A 15,774-nucleotide genomic window follows, 5' to 3' on the forward strand; every position below is an offset into this window, starting at 1 on the left:
GCCGTTGCACGAAAAATGCGCATCATTCGGCTGCCTGCAACTTGTCCTGCGTCTTGAGGTCGAAGTCCGACGCATCGTGCCGTTCATGGAGCTGGCTTGCGGGGTCGCCCGTAACGCGATTGACCATCCGGCCGCGCTTTACCGCCGGACGCGCGGCGATCTGATCGGTCCAACGTTGGACATTCTTGTAGTCATCGACCTGCAAGAACTCCCCGGCGTCATAGACCAGCCCTTTGGCCAGCGCGCCATACCAAGGCCAGATCGCCATGTCGGCGATCGAATAATCGGCACCGGCGATATAGTCATTATCCGCAAGGCGGCGGTCGAGCACGTCGAGCTGGCGTTTCACTTCCATGGCATAGCGGTTGATCGGATATTCCTGCTTAAAGGGCGCATAGGCATAGAAATGGCCGAAACCGCCGCCAAGGAAGGGCGTGCTTCCCACTTGCCACATCAGCCAGGACAAGGTTTCGGCGCGCGCCGCGGGTTCAGTCGGCAGGAAAGCGCCGAATTTTTCGGCAAGATGGATCAGGATCGCACCCGATTCGAAGACGCGAATCGGGTCAGGACCGCTCCGATCGACAAGCGCCGGAATCTTGCTGTTCGGGTTGGCGCCGACGAAGCCGCTCGAAAACTGGTCGCCCTCGCCGATATTGATCAGCCAGGCGTCATATTCGGCGCCGCTGTGCCCCGCCGCGAGCAGTTCCTCGAGCATCACGGTGACCTTCACGCCATTGGGCGTACCGAGGGAATAGAGCTGTAGCGGGTGCTTGCCGACCGGCAGGTCCTTGTCATGCGTCGGCCCGGCGATCGGGCGGTTGATGTTGGCGAAACGTCCGCCGCTTTCCTTGTCCCACGTCCAGATTTTGGGCGGCACATATTCGCTGTTGTCGGTCATCGGAGGCTCCTCGGCTGATTTTTATACTGACCGGTAATTTAATGAGCGATGGCCCTTTGTCCACCCTCTGTCACTCAAATTACCTTAGCGGCGCGCAAACCTGCGATTGCTTCGGCGTTATAACCGAGCTCGGCGAGGATGGCATCGCTATGCTCGCCGATCTGCGGCGCGCGTCCCGGCCCGACCTTGCGGCTGCCCGACAGGTGGATCGGCGCCCGGATGACGGGGACCACACCGTGGGCGCCCGGATAGTCGACCGGTTCCACCAGTCCCATGGCGGCGACCTGCGGCTGCGCGAGTGCCTCGCCCGCGCGCAGCACCGGCGCGGCGGGAACGCACGCCTCCGCGAGCTCGGCGATCGCGTCTTCGCTTGTGCGCTCGATGCACCAGCGCTGCATGATGGCGCTCAGCTCTTCGCCATTGTCGCCGCGCAAAATGTCGCTGGCATATAGTGGGTCATCCACCAACTCGCGCCGTCCGACCAGTTTGCACCAGCGCGCGAAGATGGGCGCGCCGACAATCTGGGTGAGTATCCAACCATCGCGCGTACGGAACACATCTGTCGGCCCCGAGCTGAAGCTGCGATTGCCGATCGGCTGGCGGTCGATGCCGTTCAACGCATGGTCGATCGTCAGCGCGTTCGACAACGCAAGCGCGGTACCGAGCAGCGACCCCGACACGCATTGCCCCTTGCCCGTCGTCTCGCGCTCGCGCAGCGCCAGCATCACGCCGAATGCGCAATGGAGCGCGGTGCCGAAGTCGACATAATTGACCTGCGCGCGATAAGGCTGATCGGGTGTTCCGGTGAGATGCACCGTGCCCGACATCGCCTGCCCCACCGCATCGAAACCGACGCGGCCGGCGAGCGGCCCTTCGCTGCCGAACGCCGACGCGGTTGCGAGGATCACGCGCGGGTTGATCGCGGAAAGACTGTCGTAATCGAGCCCGAGTTTGACGAGCGCATCGTGCGGCAGGTTGGCGACGACGACGTCTGCGGTTTCGATGAGGCGGCGCACGATCTCGCGGCCTTCGGGGCTGCCGGGCTTCAGCGTCAGGCAGCGCTTGGCGCGGTTCATCTGCATGAACATCGCCCCCGATCCGTCCTCGGCAACCGGCACGGTAAAGCGATCGTCATTGCCGCCGGGCGCCTCGATCCGGATCACGTCCGCTCCATAGTCGGCGAGCAGCGCGGCGCAATAGGGGCCGGCGATATAGCGACCAAAGTCGACTACCTTTATTCCCCTCAACGGCATGCTTGTCCCCTTCCCGGTATCGCTCTTTCGACCGGGCTAGCAGTCGCCCGTCGACGCTGCCAGTTCTTCGTCGAAACCTGTCGCTTGCATGTACGCCGTCAACGCATATGGTATACGAATATTTCAAACAGGGGATGCTTCATGACGCGCTTCGCTCTCGCTCTCGCGGCGACTTTGGCTTGTTCGACCTCCGTCTGGGCGCAGACCGCGCCATTGGAGCCGACGGGGGCTGCCACGCCGGAGAAGTGGGACGTCAATGCGCCGCCCGGCATGGTGACGCGCAAGGTGTCAATCGCGGTGGACGAGGGCAGCTGGATGAACGTCGATGTGGCGCCTGATGGCCGCACGATAGCCTTCGATCTTCTGGGCGATATCTATACCATGCCGATCACGGGCGGGACGCCCACGCGGATAGCGGAGGGGCTCGCCTATGAACATCAGCCGCGCTTCTCGCCCGACGGCAAGCGGATCGCCTTCGTCTCCGATGCCGGCGGCGGCGATAATATCTGGCTGATGAACCGCGACGGCAGCGACAAGCGCCAGATCAGCAAGGAGGATTTCCGCCTTCTGAACCAGCCGAGTTGGAGCCCGGACGGCCAGTTCATCGTGGCGAAAAAGCATTTCACGACCGGCCGCTCGCTTGGCACCGGCGAGGTGTGGATGTATCACGTCTCGGGCGGCGCCGGGGTCCCCCTTGTCAAGAAACCGAACGAGCGTCACCAGAAGGAACTGGGCGAGCCGACCTTCGCGCCCGATGGCAAGGGCGTCTATTACACGCGGAATGTGACGCCGGGCCCGATTTTCGAATATGCGCAGGACAGCAACACCGACCTGTTCCATATCGAACGCTACGATCTGAATGATGGCGAAGTGACCACGGTCGCGGGCGGCCCGGGCGGCGCCGTCCGGCCGTCGCCTTCCCCCGACGGCAAACGCCTCGCCTATGTCCGCCGCGAATCTACCCAGTCGAAACTCTATGTGAAGGATCTCGCGTCGGGCACCGAGCGCAAGGTTTACGAGGCGCTCGACCAGGATGTGCAGGAAACATGGGCGGTCACCGGCGTCTATCCGAACATGAGCTGGACCCCTGACAGCAAGGATATCGTCTTCTGGGCGGGCGGCAAGCTGCGGCGCGTCAGCGGCGATGGCGGCGAGTCGCGCGTGATCCCGTTCGCGATCGACGACGACCGGGTCATCATCGACGCGACGCACCCCACCGTCGATGTCGCGCCCGACAGCTTTACGACCAAGATGCCACGCTGGGCCGAAGTGTCGCCCGATGGGCGGAGTGTCGTATTCGAAACGCTTGGCAAATTGTGGGTGAAGCCGGCGACCGGCGGTACGGCGCGGCGCTTGACCGACGCCAGGGACGGCGCCTTTGAACTATGGCCGAGCTGGTCGCGGGACGGGCGGCAAATCACCTTCGTGCGCTGGACCGATGCCGGGTTAGGCGAGGTCCACGTCATCGCCGCCGGCGGCGGTGCGTCGCGCAAGGTGACGGCGACGCCCGGCCATTTTGCCGAACCGCGTTTCTCGCCGGATGGCAAGATGATCGCCTTCGAAAAACGCGGCGGCGGCGGCTTGCGGTCCGAACGCTGGGGCGCGAATCCGGGGATTTACCGCGTCGCCGCGGCGGGCGGCGACCCGCAGCGCATCAGCGACAATGGCGCCAAGCCGCAATTCGGCGCCGACAACGAACGTATCTTCATGGTCGCGAGCGCCGACGGAAAGAGCCAGCTGGTCAGCACCGATCTGCACGGGCAGGACAAGCGCGTCCACGCCAACGGCGAGCTTGTCAGCGATTATGAAATCTCGCCGGATGGCCGCACCCTCGCTTTCCGCCAGAATTACGACGCCTACGTCGCTCCGCTGATGCCGGGGGGACAGGATGTGGCGCTGAGTACCAAGAGCGCGGCTCTCCCGGTAACGCGCGTCAGCGGCAGCGGCGCCGATTATGTCCATTGGTCCAACGGTGGGAGCAAGCTGCATTGGAGCCGCGGTTCGACGCTCTACAGCGCCGACCTCGCGAGCTTTTTCGCCAACGCGCCGGCCGACGACGAGACGCCCAAATTCGCCCCGCCGACCGAAGGCGTGTCGCTGGCGATGACCCAGGCATCGGCCAAGCCCAGGGGCACGGTGGTCGTGACCGGTGCCAGGATCGTCACCATGGCAACAAGGGATGGCGGCATCATCGACAATGGGGCGATCGTGATCGAGGGCGATCGCATTACCGCGGTGGGGCCGGCAGGCGCCATCGCAGTGCCCGCCGGAGCTACAACGGTCGATGCGACGGGCAAGACGATCGTCCCCGGCTTCGTCGATGCGCACGCCCACGGGCCGCACGGTGACGACGAACTGGTGCCGCAGCAGAATTGGTCCGAAATCGCCAATCTCGCGATGGGAACGACCACGAGCCACAATCCGTCGTCACGTGCGTCGGAAATCTTCGTCTCCTCCGAAATGCAGCGCGCCGGTCTGATCCTCGCGCCGCGCATCTTTTCGACCGGTGAAGTCATCTATGGCGCGAAAGCGGCGGGCATTTACGCCGAGATCGAAAGCTACGAGGATGCACTCGCGCATGTACGCCGGTTAAAGGCGCAGGGCGCCCACAGCGTCAAAAACTATAACCAGCCGCGCCGGGAACAGCGCCAGATGGTCGTCAAAGCCGCGCAGGCCGAAGGCATGGAGGTCGTGCCCGAGGGCGGATCGCTCTTCACGCAGGATGTAACGCTGATCCAGGACGGCAATTCGACTGTCGAGCATAATGTCCCGCTGCATGTTTTCTACAATGACCTCGTCCAGCTCTGGGGCCAGACCAATGTCGATTATACGCCGACGCTCGTCGTCACATACGGCGGACCGGCGGGCGATCCCTATTGGCGCGCGCACACCAATGTGTGGGAACAGCCGATCCTGACGAGGCACGCGCCGCCGGCCGAATTGGCTGCAAACAACAAGCGCCGCGTGATCGCCCCCGAAAGCGACTATGTCGACGATGATTCGGCCCGCCAGTCTTGGAAGATCGCTCAGACGGGCCGGATGGTCTCGATCGGAGCGCACGGCCAGCAGTCAGGTTTGGGCGCGCATTGGGAAATCTGGTCCTTCGTACGCGGGGGCTGGAGCAATATCGACGCGCTGCGCGCCGCGACGATCATGCCTGCGACCTCATTGGGCTATGGCAAGGATCTCGGATCGCTAGAGGCGGGCAAGCTCGCCGACCTTCTGATTCTCGACGGCGACCCGACGCAGGACATCCGCAACACCGAGAAGATCCACCGGGTGATGCTCGGCGGACGGCTCTACGATCCGCTGACGATGAACGAGGCCGAGACGGGCGATCGCAAGCGCCAGCCCTATTGGTGGGAGGCTGACAAGCCCTGACGGACGCACCCTTCCGGCGGCGGACCCGCGAAATTGTGACGAGAGGGTTGCAAGTCTCGCGGACCGCCGCTAGGGGCGTCACCTCTCAGCGAGGAGAGTTGGCTGAGTGGTCGAAAGCGTCGCACTCGAAATGCGAAGTGCCGGCAACGGTACCGAGGGTTCGAATCCCTCACTCTCCTCCATTTTTTCCTGAATTCGACCACGGGCCACGACCGCCCCGGGACGGCCGCGTTGTTCTCAGCCCCGGATGCTGAGCAGCGACGGCGCGGTCAAAGATGCGACGACGGCGCCGACGATCAGGAACAGCACGATCGCGACGATGACGACGACCGCGGTGTAGCCAAGCGCTTTGTCTTTGGGCGCCTTCATCAGCACCGGAAGCCCGAGGTAGAGAAGATAGAGGCCATAGAGGCCGAACAGTGCACCGATCAGCCCGAGCGCGGGAATGAGCCCGAAGATCGCGCCGACCCAGCCCGCGGTCCCCGAATAGGCAGCGACCTTCAGCGCTTGGGTCTGGTCCTTCTGCCCGCCGAAATTGGGTGCCAGCCCGTCGATGACGAGCGCGAGGATGAAGACGGTCGCGAGCGTCAGGCCGTAGGATAAAATCGCCGAACCCAATGCGCTTCCGATCGGCGGGTGATAAGTGACGCCAAAGGCGGTAAAACCGAAAACCTGCCCGCCGACGAACTGCGCGATCGGCCCGATCGCCGCGAGCAGGACAACATAAGGGACATATATCGACTGCGTCGTTGCCGGTTCGGCTGCGATGACCGGCCATGTTTCCTTCGGCTTGAGCAGGATATCTTTCGCGCGCTGGACGATGCCGGATGAAGGTCCGGACATATTGGGTGGAATGTCAGCCATAATGCTTCTCCCCTGAAGATGCGGCCCGCATCCCGAACGGGAAATGCACAAGCCAGAGGAGCAATTTAGCCCGATTGGCCAGTCCATCTGTAACGCTGATCACAGCCGATTCGGCAAAGCGCGGCCCGTGCGAATGTAACGGACTTGAAACACGCGTAAACCGCCATAGATTGACCCTATGACACCCGAGTCCTCTTCCGAACTTCCTGCAACCGTTACTGCCCCGCTGATCGGCCGCGCGCGATTTGCGCCGGGCGACATCGTGCGCCATCGCATGTTCGACTTTCGCGGCGTCGTGTTTGACATCGACCCCGTCTTTGCGAACACTGACGAATGGTACGAAGCAATCCCCGAGGAAATCCGCCCCTCGAAAGAGCAACCCTATTACCACTTGCTCGCCGAAAACGGCGATTCATCCTACATTGCCTATGTAAGCCAACAAAATCTAATCGCTGATGGCGATGGCGGTCCCATCGATCATCCGCAGATCGAAGCGATGTTCGACGGGCTCGACCAGGGACGCTACCGCGTTCGCGCGCTCCACCGCCACTAAATGGTTCACGCCTTCAGTTTCCAGCCTGACGCGAGCAGGCGATAGGTGACGACGCCGAGTACGATATTGACCGCGAAGAGCATCAGCACCGCGGTAAGGATCGGGTTGGCGATCGTCGAATCGACCGTGCCGATAAAGCCATAGCGAAAGCCCATGATCGCGTAATAGACGGGGTTGCCGTGCGCGATCGTCTGGAACCAGGGCGCAAGTTTGTCGACCGAATAGAATGTGCCCGACAAGAGCGCGAGCGGGGTCACGACGAAATTGGTCACGGCGGCCGCATGGTCGAATTTTTCGGCCCAGACCGAGGTGATCAAGCCCAGAAAACCGAGCATCATTGCTCCTAGGACGCCGAACAGGGCCACCGCCCACAAATGATCGGGTCCGACATGGACGCCGGGCCAAAAAAGCATCGCGAACCAAAGCGCCAGCCCGACGAGGATCGCGCGGGTGATTGCGGCGCCGACCAGCGCGATAATCAGCTCGCCGACCGCAAGCGGCGGCATCAGATAATCGACGATCGTCCCCTGAATTTTGCCGACGAGCAGCGAGAAACTGGAATTGGCGAAGCTGTTCTGGAGCATCGCCATCATGATAAGCCCGGGTGCAATAAAATCGGCGAACGGTACGCCAATGACTGTCCGGCCTGCACCGCCCAGTGCAACGGTAAAAATAACGAGGAACAGGAGCGTCGTAATCGCAGGAGCCCAGATAGTTTGCAGCTGGACCTTGAAAAACCGCCTTACCTCTTTGACATATAGCGCCTGCATACCCGGAACGTTCAGGGTGTAGATATGAGGCACGCCGGGTTCGGCAAAGCTTGCGGGCGCGTCGGGATTTGTCGAGTCGGGGCGCGAAATTTGGGGCTGGTCGTTCATGGCGTTCTCGCCTATCGCCTCCCCGATCTTACCGCAAGCTGGGCAGCGACTGCTGCCGGTTCTGAAGGGCCGGCAATCCGGGTCGCCAAATCGCCCGCGGCGGGCAATGATAAGGAATTGAACATGTCATGGACCGATGAGCGCATCGAAAGCTTGCGCAGCATGTGGGAAAAAGGGCTGACTGCCAGCCAGATCGCCGACGAATTGGGCGGCGTAAGCCGCAACGCAGTGATCGGCAAGGCGCACCGCCTCGGCCTGAAATCGCGCCCGTCACCCGTGAAGGCAACCGAAAAGGTAGCGAAGCCTTCGAGGCCTGCGGCGCCCCCTGCGCCCAAGGCCGCCGCGCCCGTTGCCGCAGCTCGCCCCGCTGCGCCTTCGGCACAACGGCCTGTCGCTGTCGCTCCGAAAATCGAGCCAAGGCCCGCCGTCGCGGCGTCGAACGAAGAGGGTGCGGATACGGCGCCGAAGCCCGACGCGCCGCGTATCGTGTCGATCGGTCCCGGCGGCTTCATTCGCCAAGGCCCGGGCGACCAGCAGGCGCCGATTCCGCCCGCGCCGCCGCGCCGGCTGGTACCCGCGAAGCCGAGCCCCGAAATCGCCGACAAGACGAGCCTGCTCGACCTCAACGACCGCATTTGCCGCTGGCCGATGGGGCATCCGGGGGAACCCGATTTCCATTTCTGCGGCGAAGCGGTGAACCCCGGCTTCCCTTATTGCGTCGAACATTGCGGCCGTGCCTATCAGGCGCAGTTGCCGCGCGGCACGCGTCGCCCGCCCCCGCCCCCGCCCTTTGGCGGCCCCCGGGTTCGTTAAGGGCGCCCGGTGCGGCCCTTCGGGCAGGATTTCGAATTTGCCCGCGCGCTCGGCATGCAAATGGTCGAGCGCGGCGATGGTCGCTGCACGATGGCGATCGATATCGAACCGCAGCGGCATTTCAGCCCGCAAGGCGCGGCGCATGGCGGCGTCGCCTATTCGCTCGCCGACACCGCCATGGGGGGGGCGCTGACCAGCCTCCTGCCCGATGATCAATGGTGCGCGACGCTCGAAATCAAGTTCAACTACCACATACGCGTGGGTGAAGGGCGCCTGACCTGCGAAGCGCAGGTGCTGCACCGCGGCAAGCGCGTCGCCAACATCGAAGCGAAGCTGCATCAAGACGGTCGCCTGGTCAGTAGCGCCAATGGCAATTTCGCCATTTTTGCTGCGCCGGGTTCCTGACACACGAAAGGCGCCGGACCTCTCGATCCGACGCCTCCCGGTTCCGCTCCCAAGAGGTCAGAAGCGGAAACTGAGCGAACCACGCACGCTGTGCGTGCGGAAATGCGCGCTGCTGCGCTGGATGTCGGTACCGCCGCCATCGAGCAGGAAGGGATTGGTCGGCGGCGCGGTGCCCGCCCCGACGTTCACGACATAGTCCTTGTCCTTGAGGTCGGTGTAAAGATATTCGAGCCCGACCGCGATATTCTTGGTCACCATGACTTCGGCGCCGCCACCGGCGGAATAGCCCCAGGCATTGGTCCGTCCGTTGTCGGCAAAGCTGTTCGCGGTGTTGCTCGTCGTGAAACGATTGTCGAGCTTCGCATAGGCGCCGCCGCCGGTCACATAAAACAGCGCGCCGCCGCCGGGCGTATAGCCGGCGCGGAGCCGAGCGCCGGCCTGCCAATCGGCTTCGCGGCTCATCGTGTAGCGCGCAGGCGTCGTGGAAAAGCCGCTGACGCTGTCGCGCGCCTCGCTGCGTCCGGCCTCGACGACTGCGCCGAGGACGAAATTGCCCATGCGCTTGTCATATCCCAGTCGCCCGAAATATTCCGGACCGTCCTTGTCGTTCTTGCACCCGGCGCCGGGCGTGCTGGTGGTTGCGGCGCCGTTGCAGAAGCCCGGCGAAAAGGCGTTCGCACCGCCCGAAGTCGTCACTTGGTCGCCATAGGTGCCGTCGCGGTCGGTGTCGAATACGAGTGTTTCGCCGCGGTCGCTACCCTGCAGCGTCGCGCCGCCAACGATGCTGACATAGGGCCCATCGAAATCCTGCGAGGTGTCGCGATCATCCTGGGCCATGGCGGGCATCGCCGCCGCACCGGCCGCAAGCGCGGCGAGGAGAGAGAGGTTCTTCATTTTTTGCTCCACTTTTTGAATGACTTTGCAGTCGGCTCCCCAACCCGCCACGTTCATTCAAAGTTCCCCAATTGCACAGAAACGGGATGAACCGAGTGAAGCGGAAGCGCCGAAAAGCGGCCTTGCCAGCCGCCTTTCCAGCCCCCTATAGCGGAGGCATGAGTCACGATTTGTTCGACGCCGCGAGCCCCACCAACGAGAGCTACAATGCTTCGCAGATCGAGGTGCTGGAAGGGCTCGAACCCGTGCGTCGGCGTCCGGGCATGTATATCGGTGGCACCGACGAGCGCGCGCTCCATCACCTTGCCGCCGAAGTCATCGACAACAGCATGGACGAAGCCGTCGCGGGCCACGCGACGCGCATTGAGATCACGCTCGATGCCGGCAACCGGCTGACCGTCGTCGACAATGGACGTGGCATGCCCGTCGATCCGCACCCGAAGTTCCCGGGCAAGTCGGCACTCGAGGTCATTATGACCATGCTGCACTCGGGCGGGAAGTTCGAAGGCAAGGCCTATGCGACGTCGGGCGGCCTCCACGGCGTTGGCGTCAGCGTTGTCAACGCCCTGTCGACCGACACGGTGATCGAGGTTGCACGCAACAAGCTGCTCTATCGCCAGCGCTTTTCGCGCGGCGCTCCGCTTGGCGGGCTAGAAGAGCTAGGCCCGACCCCCAATCGCCGCGGGACGAGCGTGTCCTTCGTCCCCGATCCCGAAATCTTCGGCGAGCATGGCCGTTTCAAGCCGCAGCGTCTCTATCGCATGGCGCGGTCGAAAGCCTATTTGTTCGCTGGCGTCGAAATCCGCTGGAAATGCGCCGCCGAGCTGATCGGCGACGACACCCCCGCCGAGGCGGTGTTCCAGTTCCCTGGCGGCCTCGCCGACCATTTGAAGGAACAGATCGGTACGCGTGAATGCGCAACTGCCGAGCCTTTCGTGGGGCGGCAGGAATTTCCCGGTGAGCAGGGCCGCGCCGAATGGGCGATCGCCTGGCCGCTCTGGTCCGACGGATCTTACAGCTGGTATTGCAACACCATCCCGACCCCGGCGGGCGGCACCCATGAGGCAGGGCTCCGCGCGGCGCTGACCAAGGGTCTGCGTGCCTTTGGCGAACTGATCGGGCAGAAGAAGGCGGCGCAGATCACCGCCGAGGATGTGTTCAACGGCGGCGAGATGATGCTGTCGGTCTTCATCCGCGAGCCGCAGTTCCAGAGCCAGACCAAGGACCGTCTTTCGAGCCCCGAAGCCGCGCGCTTCACCGAAAATGCCGTGCGCGACCATTTCGACCATTTCCTGTCGGACAATATGGATCGCGGCCGCGCGCTGCTCGGCCTTGTCCTCGACCGAATGGACGAGCGGTTGAAGCGCAAGGCCGAACGCGAGGTCAAGCGCAAGACAGCGACCAGCGGCCGCAAGCTGCGCCTGCCTGGAAAGCTCACCGACTGCGCGAACGACGGCCCCGAAGGCACGGAATTGTTCATCGTCGAAGGCGACAGCGCCGGCGGCAGCGCCAAGCAGGCGCGCGACCGCAAGACCCAGGCGATTCTTCCGATCCGCGGCAAGATATTGAACGTCGCGAGCGCCAGCGCGGACAAGATTCGCGCCAATCAGGAAATCGCCGACCTCGCGCTCGCGCTTGGCTGCGGGATGCGCAAGGATTGCGACGCCGATCGCCTGCGCTACGAGAAAATCGTGATCATGACCGATGCCGACGTCGACGGCGCGCATATCGCGACGTTGCTGATGACCTTTTTCTTCCAGGAAATGCCCGACATCGTGCGCGAGGGCCATGTCTACCTTGCGCAGCCGCCGCTCTATCGCCTGACCGCAGGGAATATTTCGGCCTATGCGCGCGACGACGCGCACCGCGCCGAGCTCGAGGCGACTATGTTCAAGGGCAAGAAGGTCGATGTCGGCCGCTTCAAGGGCTTGGGCGAAATGAACCCCGGCCAATTGAAGGAAACGACGATGGACCCGGCGACGCGCAGCCTGCTGCGCGTTACGCTGCCGCAGGAATATGAGGAACGGCACCAGGTTAAGGACCTGGTCGACCGGCTGATGGGCAAGCATCCCGAGCATCGCTTCCAGTTCATCCAGGCTAATGCTGCGACGCTCGACGAGGCGGCAATCGACGCCTGACGAAAAAAATTCGTTCCTTCCGTCAGAAAACCGCTGCCCTGCCGACTAAAGGGATATGCGACACGAACGATGGGAGAAAGGAGTGGCCGAGGGGGATCAGGATCGGCTTTTCGCGGAAGCGATCGACCGCTTCGGCGGCGCGCTGGCCCGGCTCGCGCGCGGCTATGAAGCCGATGCCGAGTTGCGGCGTGATCTCGAGCAGGAATTACAGGTCGCGCTGTGGCAGAGTTTTGCCACCTTCGACGGCCGCTGCTCGCTCAGCACCTGGGTGTGGCGCGTCGCACACAATCGCGCTACCTCGCACATGCTCGCGAATAAACGGCATGCGCAGCGCGGCTGGTCTTCGATTGAGGATGTCGAGATCGCCGACGCCGCCGCGACGCCGTTCGAACACGCCGACAGCGAACACGCAATGGCGCTTATCCTGTCGATCATCGATCGGCTTGATCCGCCCGACCGCCAGATATTGCTTCTCTATCTGGAGGGTGTTGCCGCGGCGGAGATCGGCACGGTTACGGGCGTGTCGCCCGATGTGGTCGCGGCGAAGGTCCATCGTTTCAAATCCATGCTGACGCGCCGCTTTGCCGGCGCCGGAGACGCAAGATGACCGATTTTTCCGACAAGGGGCTCCATGCCCTCTGGCACGACAGCCAGCCCGCCTTCGAACCGCTCGCACTCGAAGAGATCAAGCGCCAGGCGGGACGATTTGGCGACGCCATACGCCGCCGCAATCGACGCGAATATGCCGCAACTGCGTTAGTGATCGTCGTTTTTGCCCTGTACGCCGCGATCTTCTCCGAACCGCTGATCAAGATCGGCAGCTTGCTCGTCATCGCGGGCGCGCTGGTCGTCGCGTGGCAGCTCGCCCGTCGCACGTCGCGGCCCGATCCGGACGCCGAGGCGCAGGACATCAGCGGCTATTACCGTGAACGGCTGGTACGCGAGGAGCATATGCTCGCCCGCGTCGGCCGCTGGTATCTCGCGCCTTTCGTCCCGGGCCTGCTGGTCTTCATGCTCGGACAGGCCAAGGCAAGCGGGATGGGCGACTCGCTCGTATTCCTCTTCGTCGTCGCGCTCCAGTTGCTGGTGTTCGGCGGGGTATGGATCCTTAACCGCCGCGCCGCAGCCATACTACGCGAGCGGATCGCGCGGATCGATCATACAACCATTTTTGACGGAGATAGCCGATGACCAAGATGCTGCTCGCGGCCCTATGCGCCGCCGTGCTGACGGGGCCGACCGCCGCGCATGCGATCCAGTCGACCGAAATGGCGGAGGTAGCGGACACTGCCTTCGAGCGGCGCGCGGCGCAGCTCGTCAACCTGCTCACCGAGCGCGTCGCCTTTGCCGACTATTTCGATACAACCTTCCAGACCGCCATATCCGAAGCGCAGTTTAAGGCGATAACCGCAGGCCTCGTCGCGCAATATGGCAAGCCGCTGTCCGTTGATAAGGTAACGACATCCAACGGCCGCGCGGGCACCGTCTTGCTCCGCTTCGAAAAGGGTGTAGCGACGATTGCGCTGGAAGTCGGCCCTGGCACCGATGCGCGCGTCTCCGGTTTGCGCATCACCAACTTCACGGCGGCTAACGACAGCTTCGAAAAGGTCGCGGCGGAAATCGCGGAGCTCCCAGGCCGCGCTGGTTTCCTCGTCGCCGAGATCGACGGCGAAGCGATCAGGCCGGTTGCCTCGGCACGCGCCGACACGCAGTTCGCGATCGGTTCGACTTTCAAACTCTATATCCTCGACGAGCTGGCGGCGCAGGTCGCGGCAGGCAAGCGGCAGTGGTCCGAGGTCGTTCCGCTTTCGCACCAAAGCTTCTCTTCCGCCGGGACCGCGAACTGGCCGAAAGACACGCCTGTTACTGTACAGAGCCTCGCCAACTGGATGATGTCGGTCAGCGACAACAGCGCCACCGATACGCTGATCCACCTGCTCGGCCGCGAAAATATCGAGGCGCGGATGCGCGCTGCGGGGCACAGCGCGGCCTCGCGCAACATCCCCTTCCTGACCACGGTCGAAGCCTTCGCCCTCAAGGGCGACAATTTCGCGGCAGAACGTGCCACCTTTATTGCCGGCGACGACAAGGCACAGCGGACGTTGATCGATGCAAATGCCGACCGGCTGATCCTGCCCAACGTCGATGGGATCAGCTTTTCGGGCGGCCCGCGCTTCATCGACAGTCTCGAATGGTTCGCCAGCCCCAACGACATCGTCCGCGCGATGATCGACCTTCGCGCACGCGGCTCGGATACCGCTCTCGCCGCGATGGCAATCAATAATGGCGTAGGCGGCGCTGGCCCCGCCGAACCTTGGGCCTATCTAGGCTACAAAGGGGGATCCGAACTCGGGGTGATATCCATGAGCCTGCTCGGACAGCGCAAATCCGACAGCAAATGGTTCGTCGTGACAGCGAGCTGGAACAATCCCGACGCGGCGGTGGCGACCGACACTATGGTCGGGTTGGTCACGCGGCTACTGGCGCTCGCGGCGAAATGATCAGGCGGTCAGCGCGGCGACGAGCGCCTTGACCTTGGCCTGCCGCCATTGCGGGGTCGGGGCGACAAGCCAATAGCCGCGCTTGACCGGAAAAGCCTCGCGCACGAGGTGAACGCGGCCAGCTGCGATGTCAGCTTCGGCGAGCATAGCGGGGACGCTCGCCTGCCCCAGCCCGTTTGCCGCCGCGTCGATCGCGAGCCCCGCATCGCCGAGCCGCAGCGCTGGTTCACCCTCTTCGGCGGGACAGCCCGGCCACGCGATGCGCGTCTCGCTCTCGCTTCCCGGGCCCGCGACGGTAACCATCAGCGGATCGGAAAGCGCAACGCCCTCATGCTCACCCGCCCCATCGGTCCAGAAGATCGCAAGGTCGAGATTGGCTTCGGTGAAGTCGATGCCGCTATCGGCCGACACGAGCGTGAAGCGCACATCGGGCGCCTGCTGGCTGTAGCGGGCGAGCCGCGGCGCGAGCCATTTGGCGGTCAGGTCGCGCGGCGCTGCAATTGTCAGCGACTGCGACGATTGGCCTGCCTGCATCGCGCGCACCGATTCTTCGAACTGCAAAAAACCCTGACGCAGCGCATCGAGCCCGGCATTAGCTTCGCCGGTGAGCTCCAGCCCCTTGGGCGTGCGCCGGAACAGCACGACGCCGAGCATATCTTCGAGCGCACGAATCTGCTGCCCCACCGCGGCGGGGGTCACCGCCAGTTCGTCGGCGGCGCGCGTGAAGCTCAGGTGCCGGGCAGCGGCGTCGAAGACGCGGAGCGCGTTGAGGGGCAGGTGCGTGCGCTTCATGACGCGGTCGCGGGCGCCTGGAGCGGAAAGTGCGGGATGGCGACGAGCATCTGCGAGCCGTCGCCCAACTCCATCGCATAGCTGCCAACCATCGATCCCTCGGGGGTGGGAAGCGGGCAGCCCGAAACATAGTCGTAAGCGCCGCCGGGAAGTATCAATGGCTGCTCGCCGACGACCCCTTCGCCTTCGACTTCGCTGACCTGACCGCGCCCGTCGCTGATCCGCCAATGGCGGCTGATCAACTGCACCGCATCGTCGCCACGATTTTCGACGCGGACGTGATAGGCCCAAAACCAGCGGCCGAGCGCCGGGTGCGATTGTTCGGGCAGGTAGCTGACCGCCACGCGTACGGTGATCGACCCGGTGGTCGCCGCAAAGGGAAAGAAAGAGTCGATCATCGAGGC

General features: G+C 63.7%; 15 protein-coding genes and 1 tRNA gene. 9 read left to right on the forward strand and 7 right to left on the reverse strand.

Annotated elements, in window-relative coordinates:
* Window positions 1–22: 22 nt before the first annotated feature.
* Entirely contained in the window at window positions 23–898 is an 876-nt protein-coding gene (gene yghU / locus ATE71_RS00795) for a glutathione-dependent disulfide-bond oxidoreductase (protein ID WP_058801467.1), read from the reverse strand.
* Window positions 899–972: 74 nt separating this feature from the next.
* On the reverse strand, window positions 973–2,151 hold the full coding sequence (locus ATE71_RS00800) for a CaiB/BaiF CoA transferase family protein (RefSeq protein WP_058801468.1): 1,179 nt from the start codon (window positions 2,149–2,151) through the stop codon (window positions 973–975).
* A gap of 141 nt (window positions 2,152–2,292) precedes the next feature.
* Here ATE71_RS00800 and ATE71_RS00805 point away from each other — a divergent pair, with 141 nt between their 5' ends.
* Complete coding sequence (locus tag ATE71_RS00805) at window positions 2,293–5,532, forward strand: amidohydrolase family protein (protein WP_058801469.1); 3,240 nt, start codon at window positions 2,293–2,295, stop codon at window positions 5,530–5,532.
* 92 nt (window positions 5,533–5,624) lie between these two features.
* A tRNA-Ser gene (locus ATE71_RS00810) sits at window positions 5,625–5,714 on the forward strand.
* A 55-nt stretch (window positions 5,715–5,769) separates the two neighbouring features.
* Here the strand turns inward: ATE71_RS00810 and ATE71_RS00815 are convergent.
* Window positions 5,770–6,396: a Yip1 family protein gene (locus ATE71_RS00815; protein WP_235587849.1), complete on the reverse strand. Its 627-nt coding sequence runs from the start codon at window positions 6,394–6,396 to the stop codon at window positions 5,770–5,772.
* A gap of 178 nt (window positions 6,397–6,574) precedes the next feature.
* Between ATE71_RS00815 and hspQ the strand changes: the two genes are divergently transcribed.
* Window positions 6,575–6,949 carry a heat shock protein HspQ gene (gene hspQ, locus ATE71_RS00820; RefSeq protein WP_058801471.1) on the forward strand — a complete coding sequence of 125 codons (375 nt, stop codon included), beginning with the start codon at window positions 6,575–6,577 and terminating at the stop codon, window positions 6,947–6,949.
* 5 nt (window positions 6,950–6,954) lie between these two features.
* On the opposite strand, the gene ATE71_RS00825 is transcribed toward hspQ, so the two are convergent.
* Window positions 6,955–7,827, reverse strand: coding sequence for an ABC transporter permease (locus ATE71_RS00825; RefSeq protein WP_058801472.1), 873 nt, complete (start codon window positions 7,825–7,827; stop codon window positions 6,955–6,957).
* A 123-nt stretch (window positions 7,828–7,950) separates the two neighbouring features.
* Here ATE71_RS00825 and ATE71_RS00830 point away from each other — a divergent pair, with 123 nt between their 5' ends.
* The gene (locus ATE71_RS00830; RefSeq protein WP_058801473.1) at window positions 7,951–8,640 is read left to right on the forward strand and encodes a GcrA family cell cycle regulator; all 690 of its coding nucleotides are present in this window, start codon (window positions 7,951–7,953) and stop codon (window positions 8,638–8,640) included.
* 9 nt (window positions 8,641–8,649) lie between these two features.
* A complete protein-coding gene (locus ATE71_RS00835) occupies window positions 8,650–9,045 on the forward strand; it encodes a PaaI family thioesterase (protein WP_058801474.1) in 396 nt (131 codons plus the stop codon).
* Window positions 9,046–9,102: 57 nt separating this feature from the next.
* Here the strand turns inward: ATE71_RS00835 and ATE71_RS00840 are convergent, their stop codons facing one another.
* Complete coding sequence (locus ATE71_RS00840) at window positions 9,103–9,939, reverse strand: outer membrane protein (RefSeq protein WP_058801475.1); 837 nt, start codon at window positions 9,937–9,939, stop codon at window positions 9,103–9,105.
* A 158-nt stretch (window positions 9,940–10,097) separates the two neighbouring features.
* Here ATE71_RS00840 and parE point away from each other — a divergent pair, with 158 nt between their 5' ends.
* The 4 genes from parE to ATE71_RS00860 all read left to right on the forward strand — a co-directional run bounded on the left by parE (window position 10,098) and on the right by ATE71_RS00860 (window position 14,578).
* Window positions 10,098–12,077, forward strand: coding sequence for a DNA topoisomerase IV subunit B (gene parE, locus ATE71_RS00845; protein WP_058801476.1), 1,980 nt, complete (start codon window positions 10,098–10,100; stop codon window positions 12,075–12,077).
* An 82-nt stretch (window positions 12,078–12,159) separates the two neighbouring features.
* The gene (locus ATE71_RS00850; RefSeq protein ID WP_201022898.1) at window positions 12,160–12,684 is read left to right on the forward strand and encodes an RNA polymerase sigma factor; all 525 of its coding nucleotides are present in this window, start codon (window positions 12,160–12,162) and stop codon (window positions 12,682–12,684) included.
* Window positions 12,681–13,268, forward strand: a complete 588-nt coding sequence (locus ATE71_RS00855; protein WP_058801478.1) for a hypothetical protein — start codon at window positions 12,681–12,683, stop codon at window positions 13,266–13,268. Before ATE71_RS00850 ends, ATE71_RS00855 begins: the two co-directional genes overlap by 4 nt.
* Window positions 13,265–14,578: a serine hydrolase gene (locus ATE71_RS00860; RefSeq protein WP_058801479.1), complete on the forward strand. Its 1,314-nt coding sequence runs from the start codon at window positions 13,265–13,267 to the stop codon at window positions 14,576–14,578. Before ATE71_RS00855 ends, ATE71_RS00860 begins: the two co-directional genes overlap by 4 nt.
* On the opposite strand, the gene ATE71_RS00865 is transcribed toward ATE71_RS00860, so the two are convergent.
* A complete protein-coding gene (locus ATE71_RS00865; RefSeq protein WP_058801480.1) occupies window positions 14,579–15,370 on the reverse strand; it encodes a LysR family transcriptional regulator in 792 nt (263 codons plus the stop codon).
* A complete protein-coding gene (gene apaG, locus ATE71_RS00870) occupies window positions 15,367–15,768 on the reverse strand; it encodes a Co2+/Mg2+ efflux protein ApaG (protein WP_058801630.1) in 402 nt (133 codons plus the stop codon). The genes ATE71_RS00865 and apaG overlap by 4 nt, the downstream gene beginning before the upstream one ends.
* Window positions 15,769–15,774 lie beyond the last annotated feature (6 nt).

This window comes from Sphingopyxis sp. H115, from assembly GCF_001468465.1.
Taxonomy (GTDB): Bacteria; Pseudomonadota; Alphaproteobacteria; order Sphingomonadales; family Sphingomonadaceae; genus Sphingopyxis.